This is a genomic window from Monashia sp. NPDC004114 (genome assembly GCF_053603855.1).
Genome location: NZ_JBSGGK010000003.1, coordinates 340,955 through 366,721, shown reverse-complemented (window position 1 = coordinate 366,721; position 25,767 = coordinate 340,955). Strand labels below are relative to the sequence as shown.

The 25,767-nt window shown below is 71.2% G+C and carries 26 protein-coding genes; 16 read left to right on the top strand and 10 right to left on the bottom strand.

Annotated features, from left to right (window positions below; all coding sequences use genetic code 11):
• Positions 1-43 precede the first annotated feature (43 nt).
• From ACWEOW_RS06570 to ACWEOW_RS06530, 9 genes are read left to right on the top strand one after another with little or no spacing between them, the layout of a single operon-like run.
• Complete coding sequence (locus tag ACWEOW_RS06570) at positions 44-1,471, top strand: polysaccharide biosynthesis tyrosine autokinase (protein ID WP_452268369.1); 1,428 nt, start codon at positions 44-46, stop codon at positions 1,469-1,471.
• A complete protein-coding gene (locus ACWEOW_RS06565) occupies positions 1,468-2,022 on the top strand; it encodes an arsenate reductase/protein-tyrosine-phosphatase family protein (RefSeq protein ID WP_452268368.1) in 555 nt (184 codons plus the stop codon). Before ACWEOW_RS06570 ends, ACWEOW_RS06565 begins: the two co-directional genes overlap by 4 nt.
• Positions 2,019-2,933, top strand: coding sequence for a glycosyltransferase family 2 protein (locus ACWEOW_RS06560; RefSeq protein WP_452268367.1), 915 nt, complete (start codon positions 2,019-2,021; stop codon positions 2,931-2,933). The genes ACWEOW_RS06565 and ACWEOW_RS06560 overlap by 4 nt, the downstream gene beginning before the upstream one ends.
• Positions 2,930-3,940: a CgeB family protein gene (locus ACWEOW_RS06555; RefSeq protein ID WP_452268366.1), complete on the top strand. Its 1,011-nt coding sequence runs from the start codon at positions 2,930-2,932 to the stop codon at positions 3,938-3,940. The genes ACWEOW_RS06560 and ACWEOW_RS06555 overlap by 4 nt, the downstream gene beginning before the upstream one ends.
• On the top strand, positions 3,931-4,959 hold the full coding sequence (locus ACWEOW_RS06550; RefSeq protein ID WP_452268365.1) for an RNA-binding protein: 1,029 nt from the start codon (positions 3,931-3,933) through the stop codon (positions 4,957-4,959). The genes ACWEOW_RS06555 and ACWEOW_RS06550 overlap by 10 nt, the downstream gene beginning before the upstream one ends.
• Before the next feature lie 11 nt (positions 4,960-4,970).
• Positions 4,971-5,678 carry an acylneuraminate cytidylyltransferase family protein gene (locus ACWEOW_RS06545; protein WP_452268364.1) on the top strand — a complete coding sequence of 236 codons (708 nt, stop codon included), beginning with the start codon at positions 4,971-4,973 and terminating at the stop codon, positions 5,676-5,678.
• Positions 5,675-7,921, top strand: coding sequence for an N-acetylneuraminate synthase family protein (locus tag ACWEOW_RS06540; protein WP_452268363.1), 2,247 nt, complete (start codon positions 5,675-5,677; stop codon positions 7,919-7,921). The genes ACWEOW_RS06545 and ACWEOW_RS06540 overlap by 4 nt, the downstream gene beginning before the upstream one ends.
• Positions 7,912-8,979: a glycosyltransferase family 4 protein gene (locus ACWEOW_RS06535; RefSeq protein WP_452268362.1), complete on the top strand. Its 1,068-nt coding sequence runs from the start codon at positions 7,912-7,914 to the stop codon at positions 8,977-8,979. Before ACWEOW_RS06540 ends, ACWEOW_RS06535 begins: the two co-directional genes overlap by 10 nt.
• Entirely contained in the window at positions 8,976-10,790 is a 1,815-nt protein-coding gene (locus ACWEOW_RS06530) for an ABC transporter ATP-binding protein (RefSeq protein WP_452268361.1), read from the top strand. Before ACWEOW_RS06535 ends, ACWEOW_RS06530 begins: the two co-directional genes overlap by 4 nt.
• Positions 10,791-10,853: 63 nt before the next feature.
• Here ACWEOW_RS06530 and ACWEOW_RS06525 read toward each other — a convergent pair whose 3' ends face one another.
• From ACWEOW_RS06525 to ACWEOW_RS06510, 4 genes are all read right to left on the bottom strand, one after another.
• Positions 10,854-11,087 (bottom strand): MerR family transcriptional regulator, encoded by a 234-nt coding sequence (locus ACWEOW_RS06525; RefSeq protein WP_452268360.1) that lies wholly within the window; start codon positions 11,085-11,087, stop codon positions 10,854-10,856.
• A gap of 102 nt (positions 11,088-11,189) precedes the next feature.
• Positions 11,190-12,881: a sigma-70 family RNA polymerase sigma factor gene (locus ACWEOW_RS06520; protein WP_452268359.1), complete on the bottom strand. Its 1,692-nt coding sequence runs from the start codon at positions 12,879-12,881 to the stop codon at positions 11,190-11,192.
• 279 nt (positions 12,882-13,160) lie between these two features.
• Positions 13,161-14,279: an acyltransferase family protein gene (locus tag ACWEOW_RS06515; protein ID WP_452268358.1), complete on the bottom strand. Its 1,119-nt coding sequence runs from the start codon at positions 14,277-14,279 to the stop codon at positions 13,161-13,163.
• Positions 14,276-15,256: a glycosyltransferase family 2 protein gene (locus ACWEOW_RS06510; RefSeq protein WP_452268357.1), complete on the bottom strand. Its 981-nt coding sequence runs from the start codon at positions 15,254-15,256 to the stop codon at positions 14,276-14,278. Before ACWEOW_RS06510 ends, ACWEOW_RS06515 begins: the two co-directional genes overlap by 4 nt.
• A 239-nt stretch (positions 15,257-15,495) precedes the next feature.
• On the opposite strand from ACWEOW_RS06510, the gene ACWEOW_RS06505 reads away from it, so the two are divergent.
• A complete protein-coding gene (locus tag ACWEOW_RS06505; protein WP_452268356.1) occupies positions 15,496-16,128 on the top strand; it encodes an RNA polymerase sigma factor in 633 nt (210 codons plus the stop codon).
• Between the two features lie 7 nt (positions 16,129-16,135).
• Here the strand turns inward: ACWEOW_RS06505 and ACWEOW_RS06500 are convergent, their stop codons facing one another.
• The 4 genes from ACWEOW_RS06500 to ACWEOW_RS06485 all read right to left on the bottom strand — a co-directional run bounded on the left by ACWEOW_RS06500 (position 16,136) and on the right by ACWEOW_RS06485 (position 20,157).
• On the bottom strand, positions 16,136-17,308 hold the full coding sequence (locus ACWEOW_RS06500; RefSeq protein WP_452268355.1) for a glycosyltransferase family 4 protein: 1,173 nt from the start codon (positions 17,306-17,308) through the stop codon (positions 16,136-16,138).
• The gene (locus ACWEOW_RS06495; RefSeq protein ID WP_452268354.1) at positions 17,305-17,985 is read right to left on the bottom strand and encodes a WbqC family protein; all 681 of its coding nucleotides are present in this window, start codon (positions 17,983-17,985) and stop codon (positions 17,305-17,307) included. The genes ACWEOW_RS06500 and ACWEOW_RS06495 overlap by 4 nt, the downstream gene beginning before the upstream one ends.
• Entirely contained in the window at positions 17,982-18,602 is a 621-nt protein-coding gene (locus ACWEOW_RS06490; RefSeq protein ID WP_452268353.1) for a PIG-L deacetylase family protein, read from the bottom strand. The genes ACWEOW_RS06495 and ACWEOW_RS06490 overlap by 4 nt, the downstream gene beginning before the upstream one ends.
• A gap of 139 nt (positions 18,603-18,741) precedes the next feature.
• The gene (locus tag ACWEOW_RS06485) at positions 18,742-20,157 is read right to left on the bottom strand and encodes an FAD-binding oxidoreductase (RefSeq protein ID WP_452268352.1); all 1,416 of its coding nucleotides are present in this window, start codon (positions 20,155-20,157) and stop codon (positions 18,742-18,744) included.
• Positions 20,158-20,494: 337 nt separating this feature from the next.
• On the opposite strand from ACWEOW_RS06485, the gene ACWEOW_RS06480 reads away from it, so the two are divergent.
• From ACWEOW_RS06480 to ACWEOW_RS06465, 4 genes are all read left to right on the top strand, one after another.
• Positions 20,495-21,025, top strand: coding sequence for a mycothiol transferase (locus tag ACWEOW_RS06480; protein ID WP_452268351.1), 531 nt, complete (start codon positions 20,495-20,497; stop codon positions 21,023-21,025).
• The gene (locus tag ACWEOW_RS06475; protein ID WP_452268350.1) at positions 21,022-21,513 is read left to right on the top strand and encodes a nitroreductase family deazaflavin-dependent oxidoreductase; all 492 of its coding nucleotides are present in this window, start codon (positions 21,022-21,024) and stop codon (positions 21,511-21,513) included. The genes ACWEOW_RS06480 and ACWEOW_RS06475 overlap by 4 nt, the downstream gene beginning before the upstream one ends.
• Before the next feature lie 126 nt (positions 21,514-21,639).
• Positions 21,640-22,467: a CPBP family intramembrane glutamic endopeptidase gene (locus ACWEOW_RS06470; protein ID WP_452268349.1), complete on the top strand. Its 828-nt coding sequence runs from the start codon at positions 21,640-21,642 to the stop codon at positions 22,465-22,467.
• 12 nt (positions 22,468-22,479) lie between these two features.
• Complete coding sequence (locus ACWEOW_RS06465; protein WP_452268348.1) at positions 22,480-22,986, top strand: GNAT family N-acetyltransferase; 507 nt, start codon at positions 22,480-22,482, stop codon at positions 22,984-22,986.
• On the opposite strand, the gene ACWEOW_RS06460 is transcribed toward ACWEOW_RS06465, so the two are convergent.
• Positions 22,959-23,777 (bottom strand): hypothetical protein, encoded by an 819-nt coding sequence (locus tag ACWEOW_RS06460; RefSeq protein ID WP_452268347.1) that lies wholly within the window; start codon positions 23,775-23,777, stop codon positions 22,959-22,961. The genes ACWEOW_RS06465 and ACWEOW_RS06460 overlap by 28 nt on opposite strands.
• A 169-nt stretch (positions 23,778-23,946) precedes the next feature.
• Here ACWEOW_RS06460 and ACWEOW_RS06455 point away from each other — a divergent pair, with 169 nt between their 5' ends.
• Both ACWEOW_RS06455 and ACWEOW_RS06450 read left to right on the top strand, forming a co-directional pair.
• A complete protein-coding gene (locus ACWEOW_RS06455; protein ID WP_452268346.1) occupies positions 23,947-24,288 on the top strand; it encodes an MmcQ/YjbR family DNA-binding protein in 342 nt (113 codons plus the stop codon).
• A 123-nt stretch (positions 24,289-24,411) separates the two neighbouring features.
• Positions 24,412-25,287, top strand: a complete 876-nt coding sequence (locus ACWEOW_RS06450; protein ID WP_452268345.1) for an alpha/beta hydrolase — start codon at positions 24,412-24,414, stop codon at positions 25,285-25,287.
• A 27-nt stretch (positions 25,288-25,314) separates the two neighbouring features.
• Here the strand turns inward: ACWEOW_RS06450 and ACWEOW_RS06445 are convergent, their stop codons facing one another.
• The gene (locus tag ACWEOW_RS06445) at positions 25,315-25,719 is read right to left on the bottom strand and encodes a VOC family protein (RefSeq protein ID WP_452268344.1); all 405 of its coding nucleotides are present in this window, start codon (positions 25,717-25,719) and stop codon (positions 25,315-25,317) included.
• Between the last annotated feature and the right edge of the window lie 48 nt (positions 25,720-25,767).

The following is a 25,767-nucleotide window of genomic DNA, read 5'->3' as shown; positions in this document are numbered from 1 at the left end:
GAGTTGCACGCCCGATGTCACAGCAAGGAGAGGCACAGTCACTGTGACCGTCATCGACTTCGTCACGCTCACCCGGAGAAGCTGGCGAGCCCTCTTGGTCGCCGTCGTGCTCGGCATCGCGGCCATGGCCGGGGTCTCGGCGGCGACGCCACCGACCTACGAGGCCCAGTCCACCGGGTTCATCGCGCCGGACCAGGCCGGGGTGATCGGCGGCTCCGACGACGCCATCGCCCGGGCCAACTCCTACCTTCCCCTCATCTCGAGCCGGCCGGTGCTGGACAAGATCCGCGAGAACCCGAAGGTCGACAGCGGGGGCCAACCGCTCGCGGGGCGCCTGAGCGCCGCCCTCGTGCCGGGGAGCACGCTCATCGAGGTGAGCGCCTCGGCCTCGACTCCGGCAGCGGCCGTCGCACTGTCCAACGGCGCTCTCGAGGCCTTGGCCGCGGTCATCGACGACATCGAGTCGAAGGGCTCCAGGGCGACCGCGGTGACGATCCGGGTCGTGCCACTCGAGAACGCCGGCGAGCCGACCTCGCCCAGCACCCCGAAGTGGAAGCGCAACCTGCTCGTCGGCGCCGCCGCGGGCCTCGTCGCGGGCTATCTGTGGGTGTTCCTGCGTCGTGCTCTCGACGTCCGCCTCCGGCCTGACGACGACGTCAACCTGCTCGTCGGGTCAGGAATCCTCGGACGGGTGCCGAAGCTCGGCAAGCGCAGAGGAAGCTCCCGGGGCATCACGACGACGGACGTGCTGGCCCAGGAGGCCATCCGTCAGGTGCGCACCGGGCTGCGCTTCTCGAGCGTGGACAAGGAGGTGCAGAGCATCGCCGTCACCAGCGCCAACCAGAGCGAGGGGAAGTCGACGATCTCTGCCGCGCTCGCCAAGGCGATGGCGGAGTCCGGGCAGCCGACGCTGCTGGTAGACGGGGACCTGCGTCGCCCGTCGGTGACCTCGATGCTCGGCATCGACAGCACCGTGGGCCTCAGTGAGGTACTCAGCTCTCAGGTGCCGGTCACCGATGCGATCCAGGGCACCGACTGGCCCGGACTTTTCGCCCTGCCATCCGGGCGCATCCCGCCGAACCCGTCCGAGATGCTCGGCTCCGAGGCCATGCGCACTCTGGTCAAGGAGCTGAGCCAGGACTACTGCGTGATCGTCGACGCACCGCCGTTGCTGCCGGTGACGGACGCGGCGCTCATCAGTGTCGTCGTGGACGGCGTCGTGCTCGTCGCCGCCAGCGGTCGCACCAGGAAGCCGGAGCTCCAGGCCGCCCGGCGCATCCTCGACCAGGTCAGCTCCCGAGTCCTCGGTGTCGTGATGAACCTCGTGTCGCCACGCGAGGGTGAAGGCGGCTACTACTACCGCAAGAGCCGGAGCTACTACACCCGACAGCCCGACCTGACCAAGCCCAAGGGCCGCCGGCGCGCGCCATCGACTCGTGCCGAGCGCCGCGAGCGAGCGGCGGTCTCGTGAGGCTCCTGTTCGTGTGCCAGGCCAACATCGCCCGGTCGGCCGGCGCGGCGGCGCTCGCCCGAGCGATGGCGCCCGCGGCGACCGGCTGGACCGTCGACAGCGCGGGCGTGTCGGCCCTCGTCGACCATCCGATCGACCCGGTCATGGCCGAGGCTCTCAGCCACCGCCGCGTGGATACTTCCGCCCATCGGGCACGCCAGCTGTCGGCGCACCTGGTCCGGGACGCCGACCTCGTCCTCACCTTCGAGGCTGCCCAGCGCGCCTGGGTGCTGGCGCAGCATCCGGCCGCAGTCCGCTGCACCTTCACGGTCCGCCGGGCGGCTCGAATCCTCGCCGACCGCCCGAGGCACGGCGAGCCGCTCGGCTTCCTCGCTCACGACCGCGCGGCATACGGCCCGGACGACGACTTCCCGGACCCGTACGGCCTCGGCGCGGAGGCCGCGCGCCGGGCGGCCGGGGAGATCGAGGACCTGTTGCGCGTGATCCTGCCGGCGCTGGGTGCGGCCGGCGGACCGTCGCGCTCGCGGCTCGCGGAGGAGCTGGCCTCATGAGCCACACCGAAGCCGTCTCGGTGGTCGTGCCGCACTACGGCGACCCGACCCACGCGCTCGCGCTCGTGTCGCAGCTGGCCGCCCAGCGGGACGTGGCCGACCTCGAGGTCGTCGTCGTCGACGACGCCTCGCCGACGCCGTACCCCGACGACGAACGCGTCGTCCTCGTGCGTCGCGGGGCCAACGGTGGGTTCGGTGCCGCCGTCAACGCCGGCGCCGCTGCGGCGCGCCACCCCCTGTTGCTCATCCTCAACAGCGACGTGTCGATCCAACCGACGTTCGTCGCCGACCTGTGCCGAGCCGCACTCGCGTGGCAGCCCGCCGTCGTGGGCCCGGCCCTCGTCGGCCTCGGCGGGCAGACCCAGTGGGCTGGTCGGCACGACCCGACGACCGGTCACCAGGTCGTCGAGTGGCTCACCCCCCTGGCCCGGTTCCGGTCGGCCCGGCTCATGCACGAGGCGGTCGGTCACGACACGCGGTGCGTCGTCGGAGCGGTCCGGCCCGTCGACTGGCTCGTCGGGGCAGCGCTGCTGCTGCCGACCGCCGCCTTCCTCGACATCGGCGGGTTCGACGAGGGCTTTCACATGAACTGCGAGGAGGTCGATCTCCAGCGCCGGCTCCGGCGCCACGGCATCCCGTCGGTGTTCGTCGGCACCGTCACGGCCACGCATGCCGGCGGCGGCTCGTCCGGCGATGACCACCGGCGCCCCTGGCTCGTGGCCTCGCGCCTCCGGTACGCCCAGAAGTGGCACGAGCACCCACGCCGGCTCCGCGCATCGCTGACCGCGGCATCGCTGGTCAACGCCGTCGTCAACGGCGCGCGCCAGCTGGCCGGTCGCGACGTCGACGCCCGCGGCGTCCTCGCCCAGGAGCTCGGCTACCTCTGGCCGAACGGCAGCGCTGCCCGGTGACGGCTCAGGCGAAGCACCGGGTCCTTGTCGTCAGTCCCGCGTTCCACGGGTACTGGGCGGCGATGGCCGCCGCCCTCGAGGCGCTCGGTCACGAGGTCGTCGCGCACTGCTACGACACAGGAGGGGGGCTCGTCGCCGACGCGCGGAACGCCTTGGCACACCGGCTCCCTGGATGCGGGCTACGCGCCGGGGTGCAGAGCCGGATCACCGAGCGCGCCGTCGCCGCCCTTCGTGACTCGCGCCCCTCCGCCGTCCTCGTGGTCAAGGGCGACCGGCTCGGCGACGCGTGGTGGGAGGCGTTGCAGGACTCGGGAGCTCGCGTCGTCGTGTGGCTCTACGACGAGCTCAGCCGCATGAGCTACCGCCTCGACCGGCTTCGCGATCTCGGCTCCACGGTCAGCTACAGCAGGCGCGATGTCGCCAGCCTCCGGGACGCCGGCGTGGAGGCAGGCTTCCTGCCGGATGGGTTCGACTCGCTCACCTCCTTCACGCCCCACCCCAGCCCTGCCGTGACCTTCGTCGGCGCCCGCTATCCCGAGCGCGAGCGCGTCCTGCGACAGGTCGCGTCCAGAGGGCTTCCGGTGGCGGCATACGGGCGTGAGTGGTCGCGGCACCCCTGGGACGTCGTGCGCACGGGGAAGTACCGGGGGTCCGGCCTGGCGGCCCACCGTGACCTGTCGCGAACGGACTACTACGGCGTCATGGCCGGCGGTCTGGCAACGCTGAACATCCATGGCCAGGGACACGACGGCTTGTCGATGCGGACGTTCGAGGCCCCCGGCGTCGGCGCCTTGTCGCTCGTCGACCGCCCCGACGTCGCGGAGCACTACGACATCGGGAGCGAGACCCTCGTCTTCACCAGCGACGACGAGCTCGTCGAGCACCTCGCTCGTGCTCAGCGGGAGCCGGCATGGGCCACGTCGGTTCGTGAAGCCGGCCGGAGGCGAACGCTCGCCGAGCACACCCTCGTGCACCGGATGGCGGAGGTCGCGCGGCGATGGGCCTGATGATCCCCGCGGATATCGACGAGTGGCGACGCTGGCAGCGCAGCCGCAGCCGGATCCGCGCCGCCAGGGCCGCAATCCGCCGGACCCCTCCGCCCGAGCTGGTCCTGCTGACCCGGGGACAGGAGCCGGCCGCGCTGTTCGCGATCGACGCGACCACGCCGACCGCGGTGGCCTCGCTCGCGGCACCGATCCACCACCTCGGCGAGGCCCCGGTCGCCGTCCTCGCGGTGGGCGACGTCTCACGGGTGCTCCCGGGCCGGTGGGTGGTCCACCGGCTGGACGCGACGCGCACACTTCCGACTCAGCTGCGCGGCATCCGTGCGGTGGTGGCCACGGGCCACTTCCTGCCCGCGGGAGCCGCTGCCTATGACTGGTCCCGGCAGCTCGGCGCGACGTTCGTCGTCGTGCAGCACGGACTGCTCACGCCCTACGCGCCACCGCTTCCACGTGACTCTCACGTGCTGGCCTTCAGCGACGCCGATGGCCGGTTCTGGGCATCCGGTCGATCCGATGTGGACCTTGAGCCCATCGGCAGCCAGCTGCTGTGGGATGCCGCCCAGGTCGGCGTGCAGGTGGACGCCGGCGCACCTCCGGTGTTCCTCGGGCAGCTCCACGGCGCCGAGCTGTCCCGGCGCATCTCGGCCGTCACCGCGGCACGGTTCTGCCGGGAGACCGGGGCCGCCTACCGGCCACACCCCGCCGAGACCGACATCCGCTCTCGGCTCCAGCACCAGCGGTGGCGCCGCGCCGGGATCCGGCTCGCCCAGCCCGGCCCCCTTCGCGACCAGCGGCACCCGGTCGTGTCGATCTTCTCGACGGGTGTCCTCGAGGCAGCGGCGATGGGCCTGCCCGCGTGGGTCACCTGCGCCTCTCCGCCGCACTGGGTCCGCGACCTCTGGGAGCGCTATGGCCTCGCATTCTGGGGCGGCGCGCCGACCGCGCCGCCGCCGGTCCCGGTCGTGTGTCCGTCACAGGCGGTCGCCCGGCGCGTCTCTGCCATCGTGGAGGGAAGAAGTTGAACGTCCTGTGTGTGATCCCGGTGCGCGGCGGCTCGAAGGGCGTGCCCCGCAAGAACGCCCGCATGGTGGCCGGCAAGCCGCTGCTCGCGTGGACGGTCGAGCAGGCCTGTGCCGCGCAAGCCGGCCTCGATGTCGTGGTGTCCACCGACGACCCCGATCTGGCCGTCCTCGCCCGCGCGGCCGGTGCCGACGTGCCGTTCCTGCGGCCCGCGGAGCTCGCCCGCGACGACACACCGACCGAGCCGGTCGTGCTCCACACGATCGCCGAGCTGGCTGCACGGGGGCGATGGCCCGACGCCGTGCTGCTGCTGCAGGCGACCTCGCCGGTCCGTCTGACCGGGACCATCGACCGTGCCCTGGCCCAGTTCTCCGAGACGGGGGTGGACTCCCTGGTCGGCGTGGTGCCCGAGACGCCGTTCCTGTGGCGGCTGGGTGAGCGCGCTGCCGACCCGGCCTCGGCCGAGTATGCCGTCGGCGCCCGGCCGCGCCGCCAGGACCTGCGCCCACAGGACTGTGTCTACCGCGAGACCGGCTCGCTCTACCTGACCCGCACCGAGGTCTACGAGCGCGAGCACAACCGGATCGGTGGCCGCACCGGGCTGTTCGTCATGGACCAGGTAGAGGGCGTCGACGTCGACACGCTCGTCGACCTGCGCATCGCCGAGCAGCTCCTCGCCGACCTCGACGGTCATGCCCAACAGGGAGCAGCCAGGTCATGATCATCGAGCGCAACGTCACGCCGTTCATCGTCTTCGCCGAGGACCCGATCATCGTCGGCCTGGGCAAGATCAATGCCAACCAGCAGCGCGTCGTCTTCTGCGTCGACGAGCACGGTGTCCTTCGGGGAGCCCTGTCCGACGGCGACTTCCGTCGCTGGATCGTCGCGAACCCGACCGCCTCCCTCGACGTGTCGTGCATCGAGGTCGCGAACCCTTACCCCCGTACGGCGGCCAGCACCGCCGGCCCCGCGGAGATCACGGCAGAGTTCGGGGCCGACGGGGTGAGCCACGTGCCCCTCGTCGACGAGCGCGGTCACCTGCTCGCCGTCGCCGTCAACCGGGCCGCGACGATGCGCATCGGGCGTCATGAGGTCGGCGAGGGCCGGCCGGCCCTGGTCATCGCCGAGATCGGCAACAACCACAACGGCTCGGTCGAGCTCGCCAAGCACCTCGTGGACCTCGCCGTCCAGGCCGGCGCCGACGCGGTGAAGTTCCAGCTGCGGGACCTCGACGCGCTGTACCGTCAGCGCGGCGCGGCGACCCTCGGCGAAGACCTCGGCGCCCAGTACACCCTCGACCTCCTGCGTCGCTTCGCCCTGCCGGCCGAGCGGCTGTTCGAGGTGTTCGACCACTGCCGTGCCATGGACATCGACGTGCTCTGCACGCCGTGGGACGAGCCGAGCGTCGACGCCCTCGCCGCGTACGGCATACCCGCCCTGAAGATCGCGTCCGCCGACCTGACGAACCATTCGCTCGTCACGTATGCCGCGGGGCGGGGCCTGCCGCTCATCCTCAGCACCGGCATGTCGCGGGAGAGAGAGATCGTCGAAACGGTGGGGCTGCTTCGGGACCGAGCCGCCACCTTCGCGCTGCTCCACTGCCAGTCGACGTACCCCGCGCCGTACAAGGACCTCAACCTCGCCTACCTGTCGCGCCTCGCCGAGATCGGGCAGTGCCCGGTCGGCTACTCCGGGCACGAGCGGGGGTGGCACGTGCCGGTCGCCGCGGTGGCGCAAGGGGCCCTGATCATCGAGAAGCACTTCACCGTCGACCGGACCATGGAGGGCAACGACCACACGGTGTCGCTCGTGCCCGCGGAGTTCCGGCGCATGGTCGACGAGATCCGTGACGTCGAGTCGGCGATCGGCACGGCCGAGAGCCGCGGGGTGTCCACTGGTGAGCTGATGAACCGCGTCACGCTGGCGAAGTCGCTCGTGGCGGCCCGGCCGCTCGCGGCCGGGGTCGTGCTGGCCGCGGACGATGTGGCCGTCAAGAGTCCCGGACGTGGCCTGCAGCCGAACGCTCTCCCAGCACTCCTGGGCCGGACGCTGCGCCGCGACCTGGCCGAGGGCGACTTCTTCTTCGACGGCGACCTCCGTGAGGTCACGCCGACTGGCCGCGACTTCGCGTTCCGGCGGCCCTGGGGACTGCCGGTGCGCTATCACGACTACGCCTCCCTCACCGAGGGCACCAACCCCGACTTCCTCGAGTTCCACTTCTCCTACAAGGATCTTGACCTCGACGTCGATGAGGTCTTCGACCGCAAGCTCGACTGCGACTTCACGACGCACCTGCCCGACCTCTTCGCCGGCGACTTCATCGTCGACCTCGCGTCGCACGACGACGCGGTCTGGGAGCGCTCGATCGCCGAGGTGCAGCGCACGATCGGGATCACACGGTCGCTGACGCCGTGGTTCAGCCCCAAGGACGACCCCCTCATGGTCGTGACGATGGGCGGGTTCACCCGCACCGGCCATGTGGACCCGGCCTTTCGGGCCGCCAAGTACGACCGCATCGCCGAGGCCCTCGGTCGTCTGGACACCAGCGGGGTGCGCATCGCGGCGCAGACCCTTCCGCCCTACCCGTGGCTGATGGGTGGGCAGCAGTTCCACAACCTGTTCCTCGACCCGCGCGACACCGCCGAGTTCGCCGCGGCGACAGCCACGATGCTGTGCCTCGACGCCTCACACACCAAGCTGGCGACGACATTCCTGGGCCAGTCCTTCTCCGAGGCGGTCGAGCTCCTGGCCCCGCACACCGCACATCTGCACCTCGTCGACGCGCGAGGCGTCGACGGCGAGGGCGTGCAGGTCGGCGACGGCGAGATCGACTGGCCGGCGTTCGCCGCCCAGCTCGACCGCGTCGCCCCCGACGTGCCGTTCATCCCGGAGATCTGGCAGGGCCATGTCAACAACGGCGAGGGCTTCTGGGTGGCCCTCGACCGGCTGGAGCAATGGCTGTGACGCGCACGACGTATGCCGGCGAGGCGCTCTGGGTGGTTCCCGTTGCCGAGCTCGGCGGCGTCGCTCGGCACGTTCTCGACGTGGCCACCCACGGCATACCCCGGCACCGGGTCAGCGTGCTGTGCCCCGAGGGGCCTCTCGCCCAGCGGCTGCGGGCCGCGGGTGCCCGGGTCACGACGGGTCCGATCGGACCCACGGCAGGGCTGGTCAGGTCGGTGCGCACGCTGCGGCATACGGTGCTGGCCCAGCGACCGGCGGTCGTCCACTCGCACCTCGCCTACGCCGACATCGTGCTGGCGGCGACGCCGCTGCCAGGGCAGGTGCGGCGGTTCACGACCGAGCACGGCATCGCGGGCGATGACGGCATCTATCACCGCTCGCGGGTGCACTCGGGGCTGATGGCGCGGGCTCACCGGCTGCGGCTGCGCCGCTTCGACGGCGCCATCGCCGTGTCCGAGGCGACGCGTCTAGCGATGGTCGACAGGTGGCACGCGACAAGCCACATCGAGGTGATCCGCAACGGCGTCGACGTTCCGAAGGGCCGCCGCGTGCGGGGCGGCGGCGGAGCCGGTCCCCGGGTGCTGTCGCTGTCCCGTCTCGCCCCGGAGAAACGGATCGACCGGCTCGTCGAGGCCTTCGCGCTCCTCCGGGCGGAACGGCCTGACGCACGCCTCACCATCGGGGGCGAAGGTCCGCTCCATGACGCGCTGCGCGCTCTGTCGGTGCGGCTCGGTGTCGGTGACGCGGTGTCGATGCCCGGGCTCCTCGACCCGGAGCTCTCCATGCGTGATGCCGACGTCCTCGTGCAGCTGTCGATGTGGGAGAACTGCTCCTACTCCCTCCTGGACGCCGCTGCTGCCGGCATCGGCGTCGTGGCAGCGAACGTCGGCGGCAACCCCGAGATCCTCACGGCTGAGTCGTTGGTGGACCCGAACGACACCGTCTCGGTCGCGGACGCCATCGTGCGCGCCGTCACCCTCGACGCGGGCCTGCCCGACTGGACCGTCTCTGCGATGTGCCACGCGATCGCCGATGCCTACGAACGGAGCCGACGATGACGCAGGCAAGCACCCACCGGTCGCTGCGGCCGCAGCTCGAGGCCTACCTGGAGCTCGCGGGCGTCACATCGCGTCGGTGGCTCGTCTCGGTCGTCGTCGGCTCGGTGGCCTTGGCGCTGCTCGACACCCTCGGGGTCGCCGCCATGCTGCCCCTGATGCAGCTGTTCACCACGAACGGTGGCGAGCAGGGCGCGGCGGTCACGGCCGTCGGCAACGTGATCGGGTCCCATGACCCGCAGACCCTGATCCCGGTCGTGGCCGGTCTCATCGTTGTCGCATTCGTCGGCAAGAGCGTCGCGACCATCGGCTTCCGATGGTGGCTCCTGGGCAGGACGACCCGCGTGTCGGCCGACGCGTCGTCGGCGCTGCTGCGCAGGTATGTCCTGAGTCCGTTCGCTGCGCACCGGATGCGGAACCTCCCGGAGATCTACCGGGTGATCAACGAGGCGACGCTGCAGTCCTCGGGCGTGCTGCTCGGCGTGGTCGGCATGATGTCCGACCTGCTGCTGCTCGCCGCGATCGTCGTCGTGCTCGCCGTCGCGTCCCCCGGCGTCATGCTGCTGGCGGGGGCGATGTTCGGCGTCGTCGTCTGGGTGACGCAACGCGCGATGCGACCGTTCCACGCGCGGATCGGGGACACGGTCGCAGAGACCGGGCTCCAGGCGTGGTCCCTGCTCATCCCGGCGCTGAACGGGTTCCGTGAGGCGCGCCTGACCTCGACCGCAGGAGCGCTGGCCCACCGGTTCCGGGTGGTCAGGCAGCGTCAGGCACGCGCACAGCGACAGCTCCTCATCCTCTCCGAGCTTCCGCGGTACCTGCTCGAGATCTGTTTCGTTGCCGCCATCGGCGTCCTGGGCTTCGTGCTCTTCTCCCGCAACACGCCAGCGGAAGCGCTCGGGATCCTCGCGGTCTTCGGGGCCGCCTCCCTTCGTGCACTGCCCACGCTCAACCGGGTCACGGCCACCCTGGCCATCATCCGTGCCAACCGGATCGGTCTGGATCTTGTCCTCGACGCGCGAGATGACCTGGACTCGACGCCGTCACATGTCGAGCTCCCGGTCTCGCGGACGCGGTTCGCCGGCGACATCGAGGTGCGTGATGTCGCGTTCCGGTTCACGGACGCGGACAGCGACACCTTGCACGGGCTGACCACGACGATCCGTCAGAACACGACCGTCGCCTTCGTCGGCTCCAGCGGCGCCGGCAAGAGCACGCTCATCGACCTGGTGCTGGGCCTGCTCGAGCCGACCCATGGCTCCATCCGGTGCGGCGGGCGCTCGATCGGCGATGACCTGGCCGGGTGGTATGCCGGGCTCGGCGTCGTGCCCCAGGACGTCTTCCTCACCAACGACACCGTCGCCGCGAACATCGCCTACGGCGTGTCCGAGGCGGATGTCGACCGGGAGCGCATCGCCCGGGTCGTGTCCATGGCCCAGCTGGACCAGCTCCTGGCCGACCTCCCGGAAGGCCTCGACACGCCGGTCGGCGAGCGTGGCATTCGTCTGTCGGGCGGCCAACGACAGCGCCTGGGCCTCGCCCGTGCGCTCTACCGTCAGCCGAGCGTCCTCGTGCTCGACGAGGCGACCTCGGCGTTGGACAACCTGACTGAGCACAAGATCTCCAGGACGCTGCGCGACCTCCACGGGAGCATGACGATCGTCATCGTCGCCCACCGGCTGTCGACGGTCCGGGATGCCGACCGCATCGTCTTCATGAACCAGGGCCGCATCGCCGCGGAAGGGACGTTCGCCGAGGTGCGTCGCACGGACGTCGACTTCGCGCGGCTGGTCGAGCTCGGCGAGCTGGCTTGAGGCCGAGGGCAGGGACCGAGCCGTTGCCTTGGTGTAGACCCCCGGGGTCAGGACATCAGAACATCAGGGCGTCAGGAGGTCTGCGCGGTCGAAGCCGGGAAGGTCGGAGATCCGGAAGCGGCGCCGTCCGCTCGGGATCGTGACGCAGGGCACGGCGCCCTCGCGTGCCCATCGCAGCAGCGTCGTCGGGCTCACCTGGATGATGTCGGCGGCCTCCTGTGGGGTCAGGAGGCGCCGAGGGGGCATCCTGCCGGTGGAGTCCTGCATCCAGGGGTCGGGTTGGTCCCTTGCCAGCATGCGCACCTCTGACCCCCTCGCCTCTTTTGCCGCTTTCTCCTAGAGACGCGAGAGTCGGGCTTGCATGTCGCGAGAGGTGCCGGCCCATCCGGGGAGCCTCGGTCAGGAAAGGCTCTGCCGGCCGCGCTCGAGCCGCCCGCCTCGGTCGACGATGTCGTAGTCGAGGCTGCCGCTCGACCTGGCCGATGAGGTGCGCGAGACCGCGACGATGATCTGGCCGGGCCGGACGAAGCCGACGAAGGACCTGGTCGGGAAGTGCGAGCTCCGGTTGGACGGGTGGTCGCTCAGGGTGCTCACCGCGGTGATCATCCAGCCCTCGGTCACGCGAAGCATGGTCAGTGTTGGCGACGTCGCGTTCGACGCCAGCACGACGGTGACGGGTCCGGACGGGGCGGCCGGTGGGACCGGGTCTGGGGCGTTCTGCTGACCACTCTGCTCGGTCTGCTCGTCACCGTTGTCATCGTCGTCATGGTCGTCCTGGTCCGAAGCCGTCGGTATCGGCTGGGTCGCGGGCGGGCCCGGGCTGGGCTTGGGAGGCTCGGTGACTGTCGGTGTGGGGCTCGGCGCCGGGCTCGGCGCGGGACGGGACGGCGCGACGTGCGGCACAGTTGACGGCACCAAAGACGGCACGCCGGACGGTGTGTGGGTCGGCGGTCCTGCCGGTCTCGGGTTCACCGCGTGCACTGCGGTCGCGCCCACCGGGTGCGGCTTCGCGATCGGCACGTGCGCAGGCCCCGCTGACACCAAGGCGACGGGGCTGGCGACCGGGGTGGCGGCTCTGGCGCGGTCGGCGTTCGAGACCGATGACGCCACCGGTGCCGGGTGCCTGGCCGCCGTGGCCGGCACGTCGTGACCGCCCGTGAGCAGGACGGCCGTGATCCCGACGGCGGCGGCGAGGCTGGAGGCGGCGGCGACGAACCCGGTCGGCCCGTTCAAGGCGGTGACGCGCGCGAGCTGTGGTCTCACGACGGCCAGGGCCTTCTGGGTCACCGCCGAGAGGGCGCCGGCACCGCTGACCAGCTCATGCGCGGCGCCGAGGGCCACGATCGGAAGGAACGGCGCGACGCGCAGCTTGATCATGTCGTCCACCGACCGAAGGTCCGCCACTGCGTTGCGGCACGGCCCGCACGACTCGAGGTGCTCGTCGATGGTCTCTCGCCGGGTCGCGCCCAGGCTGCCGCGCACGTAGGCGCCGAGGTCTGACCGGATGAGCCGGCACTCGTCGTCGGCGTTCGAGGTGACGAGCTGGCTCAGGTACGCCTGCCGGAGCCGCTCTCGGGCCCGTCGTGCTCGCGAGGCCACGGCGTTGGGCGACATCCCCAGCTTTCCGGAGAGCCTGGCCGGCGTCTCGTCCATGACCACGAGCTCCCACAACAGGTCGCGCGTCTCGGCGGGCAGGGACTGCCAGGCGGCGATGGCGGACGACCCGTCCGCGTTTCGCATGGCGATGTCCTCGGACGACTCGCTGCTGCGCGGGTCGAGGACCTCGGGACTGTCGGTCGGCACGACCCGTGTCTGGTACCGCCGCGCGTTGTCGATGTTGACGCGGCGAATCGTGCTCAGGAGGTACGGCCGGAACGCCGTGTCGGGGCCCCGGCCCGCCTGGATGGCCGTCAGGATGCGCGCGTAGCTCTCGCCGATGAGGTCGTCGGGGTCGCGGGAGGTGATCCGTCGCGCCAGACCGCGGGCGACGTCGACGTGGCGAGACCACAGCTCGCCGTACGCCTCGGTGTCGCCGGCCCGCACGCGGGCCACCAGGTCGGAGTCCGTCGGCGTCTCGTCGATGATCGTCAAAGCTCCCGCCCAGCTTTCTCGTCGTTACGTTCACACGTGTGCATTTGAAGCGACAAACGCGGCTTCGCATCGACTGTGACAAATGGCTGACCGCTTCTCGCTAGCGGAAGTGTTTGCAGCCCAGGCTGGGCAAGTCAAGCCGGGAACGGCCGCAAACCCAGGTATCGCCCTGGTCCGCCGGGTGCCCCGAGCACGAATGGATTCGGGCGAACCGCCTATTCGCTTCTCTTTGAGCGAATATGAATCAACTTTCGCTCTCGCCGCGTTTTTGCGTCTGTCTCAAACGGTTCGGCGCCGACGCACGTGGTCACCAGCTCGCGGAGCGACCCGACGGACCAGCGCGGCGACCGGTGAAGGCAGCCCGAACAGCCACGACAGCCCGATACGCCGAAGCGCCTTGGCGAGCAGCAGGGACACGGCGACGCCGCACACCGTCGCGACCACGAGCTGGACCGCCACCTGGTCGACGCCCATCCGCAGCAGGACGATACGGACGACCGCGATGACGCTGATGTGCAGCAGGAAGATGTCCAGGCTGAAGCGCCCGCAGCGCTCAAGCCAGGACCAGCCCGTGCGACCGGCGAGCGCGGCAGCCGCCAGCAGCCCGGACGCTCCCGCCAGAGCGCCGACGATGCCGAGAGCGACGGTCGGCGCCGTCCGACCGAAACCCTCCCCGGTCGGGACGGTCGCCTCCGTCAGGAGGCTCACGAGAAGCCAGGAGGCGATGCCTGCGACCGCGACGAACGTGGTGCGCCCCCGGTGACGCCACCACGCCGCATACCCCAGCTCGCCCACCGCTGCCCCGAGGACGAAGAACGGGGTGATCTGGACACCGTTGAGGCAGATCACGGAGAAGCTGATGCCCCATGTCGCGACGGCGACGGCCGAGGCGGCAGCCAGCAGCACGAGGGTCCGGGCCCGCGAGTGCCACGGTGACCCGAGCACCGTCAGCGTCGTGGCGAGCGCAAGCCAGGGAAAGAACCACAGCTGACCGTCGGGAAGCCAGATCCGGACCACATCGCCCCACGACATGGGCGTGTTCACCTGGGACGCGGCCAGCACCTTGGCACCGCCTTGCAGCAGCGTCCACAGCAGGTAGAGCCACACGAACATGGCGTTCCTGGACAACAGGTATGCCGCTGCCCCACGCCGCTGCACGCCTGACCGCACGAACAGGCCGGCGAGGAACGCGAAGACGGCGACGTGGACCAGGTAGAGAGCGCGGTCGAGCACGCGGTAGGTCGACGCCTCCGGGGCGAGCAGGCCGGAGGCCACGAGCCCCCGAAGGACGTGGCTCGCGACGATCATGATCATTGCGACGCCCTTGGCGAGGTCGATGGACGGGTCTCGACCCCCGGAGGCGGTGGCGTCGCCTGATGTCGTCCGGTGCACTCTCACGCCACCCGGTCGTCGACGCCACGTCCGATCAGGGGCGGCGGCAGGCGTCGCCCGCGGCCGTAACGAAGGACGCCGTGCGCGATACCTACGGCGCTGCAGGCCCGCTCGGCCAGGGCGGCCCAGTCACGACGTCGGCTGACCACACACATGAGCACGCCGGCCACGGCGACTCGCATCAGCCCCTCCAGCCACGGTGGCTGCGGTGAGGCGTCCCACGCGTCGTACCTCGAGGCCGTCAGCGCGTGCGCCACCGCGCCGTGATAGACGAGGCCGAGCTGTGCCCGCCGGTCGGTGCGCTGGCGGTAGGCAACCCTGGTGCTCGACGACAGGTGGACCGGATACCCGCTCCGACGTGCCCGAAACGCGAAGTCGTTGTCCTCGCCGGCATTGGGCAGAGACTGGTCGAACCCGACCACGGCGTCCAGCACGTCCCGAGACGCTCCGAAGTTGCCTCCCATGAGCACGGGAAAGGCTCCGGGCTGGTCGTCGGCGGGCGGTGCCCAGGGGGCCGCGTCACCGATCGCGGCCCGCGCCGCGCTGACCGACGTCGGGAAGGCATGGCCATCGAGGGCGATGCACGAGCCGCTCCAGAGGTCAGCGACCTCGAAGTTGAGCCGGCCGTGGTGCAGCCACCACTTCGAGACGACGTCATCCGCGTCGCAGAACATCAGACGCCTCGCGCGGGCCGCGCCGATGCCGACGTTCCTCGCGTACGACGCTCCCTGCAACGCGCGTGCCTCGACGAGACGCAGTGTCGGGAGCCGGGCCCGCCAGCCGTCCACGACCCGGCCCAGCCCATCGGTGGAGCGGTTGTCCACGACGATGACCTCGAACGGCGGGGCCTGTGTCTGGGTCGCGAGTGCCTCCAGCTGCAGGGGGAGCACGTGGGCGCAGTTGTAGCAGGGGATGACCACGCTGATCTCGGGCACAGGCGACTCGTCAACGCCTCCGTCCAGGCCCCGGCTCTGGTCGAACATGCTGGGCTCCTCGGCGGGTCAGACGCGCTCCCCGGCCGGGACAGGCCGCCCGGCGGGCGGCGAAACGCGGTCACCCCTCATGACGCAGGTCGACCTCGGGTGTGACGGTGCGCTGACGCATCCGCGCAGAACTGCCCGTTCTGCCCATGTGCTGACGGTCGGGCGCTTTTGCCGATGTTCGGGTCGGGCCTCGCGGCCCAGTCTCCTGGTGTCACATCACGGCACGAGGAGAGGTCACCGTGACTGCACTGAACCCGGACATCGCTCCCGCGGCTCTCGACGCCGTCGTCGACGAGTTGGACGAGGATCTCCTCGACGCCGCCCGGTCGGGCGACCAGGCCTCGATCGACGAGCTGTGCCGGCGGCATCACCCGGCCGCCGTGCGGATCGCCGGCAGGCACGCGACCCACGACTATCCGGCACAGGATCTCGCCGCGGACGCCGTCATGCGTCTGCTGCGCGCCCTCGCCCACGGCGAGGGCCCGAGAGGCTCGGTCCGTGCGTACCTGGCGGTCACCATCCGCAACCTCGCCGCGAGCGCGGCGCGGCGCCGAGCCCATGCCGCCCACCCGCAGTCCGTGCCGCCGGAGACCCTGCACCACCTGACCTCGAGCCCCGGGCACGGCCAAGACCCCGAGCAGGCCATGCTCCGGGCCGAGGCCAGCCAGGCCCTGTCGGTCGCGATGGCAGCCTTGCACCCGAGCGCACGGCAGGTCCTGCTCCTGCAGCTGGTCGACTACATGAGCGTCCAGCAGTGCGCGAGACACCTCGGGACGACGCCGGACGCCGTGCGCTCGATGTCGTACCGGGCGCGAAAGGCCCTCCGAAGGCACCTGCTCGCGCGGTGGCCCGAGCCGGTGCTGGACTTCTGAGTCCCGGCTACCGAGCCGAACCGTCGAACAGTCCCTGGTCGAGCGGCCAGGAACGCAGTCCGGCTGCGGCCAGGATCCGCTCGGCGACCTTGGGCCAGGTGAAGAGTCGGACCCGTGCCGCGGCGGCCGCGCCGGCCGCGGCAGCCGTGGCGGGCTCGCACAGGTGTCGCATCGCGGCGACCAGCGCCATCGGGTCGGTCGGGTCGACCGTCACACCGCCGGGGCCGATGATGTCGGCGGCTCCTCCACGACACGTCCCGATGCAGGGGATGCCGGCAGCGGCCGCCTCGAGGAACACGATCCCGGCCGGCTCGAACGTCGTCGGCACGACGAGGCAGGTGGCTGCGGCATACAGCTCGGACAGCTTCTCCTGGGCGACAGGGTCGCTCAGGCTGAGGAAGCCGTGACCGGTCACGCCTGGCTGGTCGACCGGCGGGTGGTGCCCGACGAGGTCGAGGGTGGCGGTGGGCGCCGTGGTGAGCAGGTCGGCGAAGGCTCGGAGCAGGACAGGCCCGTTCTTGTCCTCCCAGTCCTTGCCGACGAACAGGAATCGGGGGCGGCTCCAGTCGCGGTCCGGCGCCGACATCTCGTGGTTGGTGCCGACGCCGACGGCATGCACCTTCTGGCTCGGGATGTCGTAGTCGTCGACGACCGACGCGGCGGTCCAGGGCGTGGCACAGCAGACGGCGCGCGCCCGGCGATAGGCGTCCGTCTGGCGCACGATTCGGGCCTCGACCGTCCGCCGGTCAAGGTGCTGCCAGTGGAAGTAGGGGTTGCCGAGTGCCTGCTTGATCGTCAGGTCCTCGAAGGTCACGAGGTTCGGGTGCTCGACCCGGTAGGACGTCCCGATCTGGACGACGGCGTCCACGGGTCCGACGGCGGCGAGGTCGCGCTGGGCGAAGCGGGAGCAGAGCGCGTTGTACGGAAGTCCGTTGAGCGATGCAGACGTCGTGCGGGCGAGCTCGGCCCGCCAGCCCTCGCTCCGAGCGCGTCGCGGGTCCCATCTGGGCAGACCAAGGGTCTGCCGGACCCGGGCGTCCCAGCGGGCCGGAGGGGCGGCCCTGATCGTGTGCACCACGACACCGAGCTCCTCCAGGCCGCGCACGATCCCGGCGGGCGTGCCCGACCACGCGGTCGCGTCCCGCGCGTCGCCCTGGAACGTGACGGCGACGTCGGTCATCGGGACGGCTCCCGCGCGGGCGCCGCGGGCGCCGACGTGCGGGCCGTGTTGGCGATGGCAGCCCGGGGGTCGTCGTGATCCATCAGCACGGTGACGATGGAGTCGCCGGTGAGGTGCTCATGAGGGCTCCAGGTCAGCTGGATGCCCTCATCCGCGAAGCGTTGGCCGGCCTGGTCGCCCATGTAGGCGGCCCCACCGGAGCCCGACAGGTATGCCGTCCCGCCGACGAGCTTGACCTGCTCGATCAGCCGATCGGTGCCGCTGCGGGTGGGCGGGTCGGTGACCACGAGCGGGGTGTGGATGTCGAGCAGGTCGCGGACGATGTCGATCAGCGCCCGGTTGGCGTCCACCAGCGTGGACCCGTGCGCCCCCTCGATGCGGGCGCACAGCTCGACCCCCCGGTCCTTCCAGTGCCTCGAGCCGGTGTAGCGCCCCCGGATCGAGGCGGCCATCCTGCCCTGCCATCCCGGCTGGACCGCAATGGTGCGGATCGGCACCAGAGCGGGCTTGCCGACGAGCTGGTGGGAGACCCACGAGTCGCGCATCCGCACGCGGCGCTGGTAGCCGTGCTTCTGGAACTGGTCGTGGACAGCCAGCACGAACACGTCGCTGTTGGCCATCTTGAACCAGAAGCCGGAGTAGGGCAGCAGGTCGGGCTGGTGGATGGCGACGATCACGGACGGACGCTCCGGACGAGAGCGAACTGCTCGGCATACTCCAGCAGTCGCGGCCGGCCGACCGCTGCGGCAATGGCGCCGACGCTCCGGATCGGGTGGATCTCGCTGGGGATCTCCGACTGGTAGGCCAGGCACGCTTCCTGCTTGGCCATGACCTGGTCCTCGTCGAGCGGCTCGAAGACGTTCCAGCGCAGGTCGGTCGGGTAGAGGCTCACGTCGTAGACCGCGATGTCGTAGACGAAAACCGCGGCCGGGTACCAGTGGCTGGCGTCCATCGAGATCCGTGCGGCACGCATGCCCGCCTCGTAGGTCGCGATGTGGTCCTGGTGCAAGGACGGGAACGGCAGGTAGAGCTCGTCCGGCCGGTAGTCGGCCATGGCGGCGTCGAGTGCGCCGACCGTGTCGGTCATGCGCTGCGGCAGCAGGCCGTCCTCGAAGCCGAGGTTGAGCACGTTCGAGACGCCCAGGGCGGCCATCGCCCGGCCCTGCTCCTTCGCTCGCACCGGTCCGCTGTCCGTCATGGTGACGACCAGACACTCGTCTGCATACTTCGCGAGGAGCCCGCCACACCCGAGCGACTCGTCATCCATGTGTGGAGCGACGACAACCCGACGCACCCCGGCTCCCTCCTGAAGGCGAACGGGCACGCCGGCCGACTGCCCACTGGTGAGACGCGCGGAGGTGGTCGCTGTGACGCCGTCGCGCCACCTGAGCGGTCAGGCGGCGCGGCGGCGGTGGTGGACCACAGGGCGGCGGTCAGTCGGCCACGGCACCGTTCTCGAACAGCCGGGAGATCCGATGGTTCGCCAGGAAGCGGTCGTCCGGGTCGTAGGCCGAACGGATCCCCTTCAGCTGCAGCCAGGTCAGCTCCTCGAAGCCGTTCTTGGCGTCGCTGCGGTGCTCGGCCAGGTTGAGGTAGCTGTGCCCAGCTGTCCACGGCTCGAGCGACGCCATCAGACCGCTCGCATCGAGCTGTCCCTGCATCGCCATCTCGGGCGTCGCCGCGATGGCGGCACCGAACGCGACGTATGCCGCGTCGAGCTTCGCCAGCGCACCGTGTCCTTCCGGGGCCCGGCCGAGGGCACCGCCGAGCTGACGCAACTCCGTGGCCAGCAGCGACGAGGTCGAGCCGGGGCCGACCTGCTCGAGCAGCGTGTCGATCGTGGCGTCGCTCAGCTCGCGCAGCATCCGCGCGTCGGACACACCCGGCGTCGGGCCCTCCGGGTCCATGTGGATGTGGACGAGCGACCGGGCGGGCACGCGCTCGAAGGTGTCGATCTCGGGGCCGAGCCCACGGAGCAGGGCGAGTATCGAGCTCGCCTCCGCGTCGCAGCCGATGACCGCTCCGTCGATGACGACGAGCGAGCGGCCTCGCAGCGCCGCCGGGATCTCGGGCAGCGGCGGCAGGTTGAGGAACCGGAACGCGGTCGTCACCGAGTCGGGTGCCTCAGGCGCCCAGTCCGCCCAGCGGCGCAGCACGCGCTCGGCGTGGTCGCGGTCCCAGACGAGCATGCCGGCATACGCCGTCTCGATGGGGTACAGACGGAACTCGAGCGCGGTCACGACACCGAAGTTGCCGCCGCCTCCCCGCACGGCCCAGAACAGCTCGGTGTTCTCCGCGGCGTCTGCGCGCACGTGCTCGCCGTCGGCGGTCACCAGCTCGACGGCCGTGACACTGTTCGCCGCGAGGCCGAGCTTGCGGGCGTACCAGCCGATACCGCCACCGAGCGAGTAGCCGGCGATGCCGACGTCGGGCGAGCTCCCGTGCAGCGCGGCGAGACCGTGGTCTGCCGCCGGCTCGGTGGCGTCGAGCCAGAGCGCGCCACCCTCGACGCGAGCGGTCCGGCGGGCGGCGTCGACGGTGACGCCGCGCATCTGCTGCATGCGCACGAGGACGACGTCGTCGAGCCCCTGCGCGGCGAGCGGACCGGCGTTGTGGCCGGTGCTCTGGGGGGCGACGCGCAGCCCGGCGTCGGCTGCCGCCCGGACGATCGTCTGGACCTCGGCGACCGTGCGCGGCAGGGCCACGGCGGCGGGACGCTGGTCGACGGCGACGTTCCACGGCAGCCGTGCTGCGTCGTAGCCGGCGTCGCCCGGCAGGTGAACCGCACCCTCGCAGAGTCCGGCGAGGCTCGTGGCCCGCCGAGCGGTGGTGGTGAGGTCGATGGTCATGCTGGGTCTCCTTGCTGAGTGGTTCGTGGTCGGGATCACCGTTCGCTCCCCGCTTGCGGCCGACGTCGAGTCAGCCAGGGGTCCGGCCCAAGGCCGCGCGCTCATGGCACCGGGGGATCAGTGCGTGCCGGCCCGCTGCAGATACGCGCCTTTGGCGCCTCGCTTCGCTGCGGCGCGTGCCGCGGCGCCCCCCAGGCGTTGCCTTCCTCCGCTCCGCTCGCTCGTTCCTCCCACGCAGAGCGTGGGACCCAGCTCGCTGCGCCGCGTCCAGGCAACGCCGGCGCCGCGGCGTGCTTTTGGCGCGTGGCGCGTCGGTACCGGGGTGCATGCTTGGGACATGGCTGACGTGACGACAGATCTGGCCCGCGATGTTCTCGTCGACGGCTTCGAGCGCATCCGTGACGGCGTGCCCGACGTCGTCCGCGGCCTCACCGTCGACGAGCTGCTCTGGCGCCCGGACGCCGATGCCAACCACATCGCGTGGCTCGTCTGGCACCTGGCCCGCCAGCAGGACGACCAGGTCGCCGATCTCAGCGGTGACGGGTCGGCGTGGCTCGACGACGGCTGGGTCGACCGCTTCGCGCTGCCCTACCCCCGGCACACGCACGGCTGGGGCATGTCGTCGCGCGACGTGGGGCGGTTCACCGTCGGCGACCCGGAGCTCTTCGCCGGGTATCACGGTGCGGTCCATGCGCGCACGATCGAGCTCGTGCAAGGCCTCGACGCGGACGACTACTCCAGGGTCGTCGACGCGCGCTGGGACCCACCCGTCACGCTGGCCGTCCGCGTCGTCTCGGTCCTCGACGACGCCGTGAAGCATCTCGGCCAGGCCGAGTACGTCCGCGGGCTCGTCACGCGGCGTCGATGACCCGGGCCGAGGGCGAGCCGGCGCCGATGCCGCCGTGGCTCAAGCGGATGTATGCCGCACCGAGCCGTCTCTACGACCACGGCCTCGGGCGCCTGTTCGGTCACCGTTTCGTCCGGATCGAGCACGTCGGCCGTCGTAGCGGCCGGACGTACCACGCCGTCGTCGAGGTGCTGCACTACGAGCCGGTCACCGGTGAGGCGGTCGTCATGGCCGGCTACGGTCGAGGTGCGGACTGGGTGCGCAACACCGAGGTGGCCGGCGGCGCGCGACTCGACTTCGGGCGCGGCCCTCGCCCGGCGGCATACCGCCTGCTCGGCGTGGACGAGGCGGTCGAGACGTTCGCCGACTACGAGCGGCGCCACCCGTTCATCCGGCCCGGCGTGCGCGCGACGCTGACCTCGCTGCTGGGCTGGCGCTACGACGGCACGCCCCGGGCGCGCCGACGTCTGGCCGAGCAGCTTCCGATGATCGCGTTCCGTCCCGCCTGAGCCTCGCGCGGCAGCCCACGTGCGGCCTTCTGCTGCGGCTTCCGGAGCCCGACCCTGTGAAGGACCTGTGCGTAGCGTGTGTGGACGCGTCAGCGGGACACAGGCTCGCATGGGAGACTGGCCGGGATGACCACCCTGCTCGCGACCGTCCCCGCCGCCGTCGACACCCCGACCTCCGGTGAGATCGTGGGCTTCCACGACGGGCCTCAGGAGGCCGTCCGGCGCCGCCGGCTCGCGCTCATCGCCCGGGCCAAGCGTGCTCGCCTCGCTTCCACGGTGGTCGTGGTCTTCACCCTTGCCGGGGTCAACATCGCGAACCACCTCTTCGGCTGGGACACCATGTGGCTCGGTCCGGCCGGTGCCGTGGTGCTGCTGGCCTTCGCTCGCTGGCAGGGGCTGAGCTGGCACCAGCTCGGCCTGGCGCGGCGCACGCACGCCCGTGGCATCCGCTGGGGCCTGGGGGTCATCGCCGTCGTCGGCCTCGTCTACCTCGCGGGAGTGCTGCTCCCGGCGACCCGCTCGGCGTTCCTCGACGCGCGCTACCACCTCCCGCCCGCCGGAGCCCTGCTGACGGCGTTCGTCATGATCCCGGTCGGCACGATCCTGCTCGAAGAGGTCGCCTTCCGGTCCGTGCTCTGGGGCTTCCTGTCGCGGCACGCTCGCGTCTGGCAGGTCCTGGTCGCCTCCTCGGTGCTGTTCGGGCTCTGGCACGTCCTTCCAGCCATGGCCTCGGCGACCGGCAACGAGGCGGTCGCGTCGGCCGTCGGTGACCTCGGCGCCTTCGCCAAGATCGCCGTCATCGGCGGAACGGTCCTTTTCACCGCGCTCGGCGGGCTGCTCGCAGGCGAGCTCCGGCGGCGCAGTGGCAGCATCTTCGCGAGCGTCGGCATGCACTGGGCGACCAACTCCCTCGGCGTCCTGTTCGGCGTCATCGCCTGGCGCCTCGCCGCCTGACGACGGCCGGCGATGGCGTTCACCGTCCGGCCGGCGCGGCCGGAGGAGTTCGACCGGCTGGGTGAGATCACCGCGGCGGCGTACCTCGACGACGGCCTGCTCGACTTCGGCGCGGACGACCCGTATCTCGTCCTGCTGCGTGACGTGCGGTCGCGCGCCCAGCACGCCGACGTGCTCGTCGCTGTCGACGACGCCGGGACCGTCCTCGGCGGGGTGACATTCGTCGGCGCGCCGGGGGCCTACGCCGACATCGCCCAGAGTGACGAGGCAGAGTTCCGCACCCTCGCCGTCGCACCGCTGGGTCGCGGGCAAGGGGTAGGTGCCGCGCTCGTCCAGCACTGCGTCGACCGAGCGCGAGAGCTCGGCCGGCGCAGGCTGGTCCTGTCCACGCAGCCGACGATGCACGCGGCCCACCGCATCTACGAGCGCGCGGGCTTCGTCCGCCAGCCGCACCGAGACTGGTCGCCGGTGCCGGGGACCGCGCTCATCGTCTACACGCTCGAGCTGACCCTGTCCTGAGCCGTTCGCGCGACCAGGTCGCGCACCCCGGCGACGATGGACGGGTCGAGCTCGACGTGCGCCTCGAGCAGCCGGAGCAGGGTCGCGGCCGCGTGCGAGTTGCGGTCATAGCCGGGCACGAGGTCGCCGAGCGGGAGCAGCTCCGGCGGGAACCGCCGCTCCGCGCTCCGGTCGATGACGAAGAGGTCCTGCTGTGGGCCGTTGCCCAGCCCGAGCAGGCCGAGGATCGTGATCCAGCGGTCGACGGCATACCCCTGGATGAAGCGGGTCGCCGTCAGCCGCTCGCCGCGCAGGTCGCGGTGCAGCCCGACGTAGAGGTTCGTGATCGCCTCGCCCACCTGGTGTTCGAGCGTCGGTGTCATCGGCAGTGGCACCCGGGGGATGTCGAGGCCCGCGGGCGCGTCGGCACGCTGCCAGTGGATGCGTCCCGGTGGGTAGCCGGCCGTGTCGAGCTCAGCGAGCGAGAGCACTGCGTACTCGGCGAACAGCCCGTCGGCGAGCAGTGCCTTCCGCCCGGCCAGGCTGTTCTCGAACGACCACACCACGGGGTGAGCGGCCTCCAGCCAGTCGATGTCGGTCAGGTAGCGGTCGCGAGCGGCGTCGTCGTCGACGAAGACGAAGAAGTCCGCGTCAGAGTGCTCGTCCAGCCGGTGCAGGTCTCGGCCCACCGAGCCGAGGCCCAGCAGCGCGACCGCATCGCCGCGCTCGGCCAGGACCTGCGCGAGGCGGTCGAGGAAGGCGAGCAGTCGCTCGGGCATCGTGGGCATGGGTGCGGGTGGGGTCGTCGACATCCGTCGCTCCTTCAGTCAGGTCGACGTTTCAGCCCGCCCGGCCATGGTGCCGTCGAGGTCGCGACACCGCCGAGGGTATGCCGTCGGGTACCGTCCCCGGAAGACATCGGCCGGCATGCCCGGGACGCGGCCGGTGCCCAATGTCGCCCTCCCATGGGAGGGTGGAAGGGTGCCTGTGACCATCGACGACATCCGGCGGGTGGCGCAAGGACTCCCGCGTTCGTACGAAGTGCTCGTGCGAGACCGCGTGAAGTTCCGGGTCGGCAAGATCGTCTGGCTCGCGTTCTCCGCGGACGAGACCCAGATGGGCTTCGCCTTCCCCAAGGAGGAGCGGGACGTGCTCGTCGCGAGCGAGCCGGACGTGTTCATCATGCCGCGGCACTCGGACCTGCGGTTCAACTGGGTCGAGGTGCGGCTCGACGCCATCGACGAGGAGCGGATGCGCGAGATCGTCGTCGACGCGTGGCGGATGGTCGTGCCGCGCAAGGTGGCCCTGTCCGTCGTCGACTAGCTGTGATGTCCGGGTTGCGGGATGTCGCCTCACATCTCTCGACGGCCAGGTCATCGCGGACCACGATGGCCACACCGGGACGACCGGTCAGCACACGCATCACCTGACCCTGAAGGAGTCCCCATGACCGGTCCCGCCAGCGCCCCCTCCATCACGGCCTCCGAGCGCGGCCAGGTCGAAGGCGCCAACGCCAGTGCCAGGCAGCCCGTGGTCTTCGTCCACGGCCTGTGGCTGCTGCCGAGCAGCTGGGCCACCTGGCGAGCCCACTTCGAGGAGCTCGGCTACGCGACGCTCGCACCGAGCTGGCCCGACGACCCGGAGACGGTCGACGAGGCTCGCGCCAAGCCCGAGGTCCTCGCGGGCAAGTCGGTCGGCCAGGTGACCAACCACTTCGCCGACGTCATCGGACTGCTCGATCGGAAGCCGGTGATCATCGGGCACTCCTTCGGCGGCCTCATCACGCAGAAGCTCGCCGGGATGGGCTTGGCGAAGGCGGCGGTCGCGATCGACCCCGCCCCGTTCCGCGGCGTGCTGCCGCTGCCGATCTCGGCGCTGCGGGCCAGCTCTCCCGTGCTGACGAACCCGGCCAACTACAGCCGGGCGGTCTCCCTCACCTTCGACCAGTACCGTTTCGCCTTCGCCAACGCCGTGAGCGCGGAGGAGGCGGCCGAGCTGTACCGGACGTATCCCGTTGCGGCGCCGGGTCGCCCGCTATTCCAGGCCGCGACGGCGAACTTCAACCCACGCACCGAGGCGAGCGTGGACACCCTTCGCGCGGACCGCGGACCGCTGCTGGTGATCAGCGGTGAGAAGGACAACACCGTGCCGTGGGCGATCTCGCACGCGTCGTACAAGAAGCAGCTGCGCAACCCCAGCCCGACCGAGATCATCGAGATCCCCGGCCGAGGCCACTCGCTCGTCGTCGACAGCGGATGGCGCGAGGTCGCCGACACGGCGGCGGCGTTCCTGGCCAGGCACGGAGCCGGACCCGACGCCTGACCGGGCGCGGGCCGGCTCCCACCGAGCTCAGCCGATCCGGAACTCGCGTGGGCCCGGATCGCCCTTCTCGGCCGGGCCGCGCTCGATGCAGAACTCGTTGCCCTCGGGGTCGGCCATCGTGACCCAGCCCGTGCCGTCCTCGTTGCGGTGGTCGCCCACGACGGTTCCACCCGCGGCGAGGGCCTTCTCTACAGCCTCGTCTCGCGTGCCGTCGTGTGGGGCGATGTCGAGGTGGACGCGGTTCTTGGCCGTCTTGCCCTCCGGCACCGGGATGAACAGCAGGCCCAGGCCCTGGTTCGGGAACGACGGGGCGACGACGACTTCGGGGTCGTCGTCGTAGTAGACGTTCCAGCCGAGCAGCCCGGACCAGAACGTGGCAAGGGTGCGGGCGTCCCCGCAGTCGAACGTGATGCTGTGGATGTGAAGTGCCATGTGGTTGAGCGTTGCGGGAGTCGCCTTCCACCGCAAGCGAATTGCTCG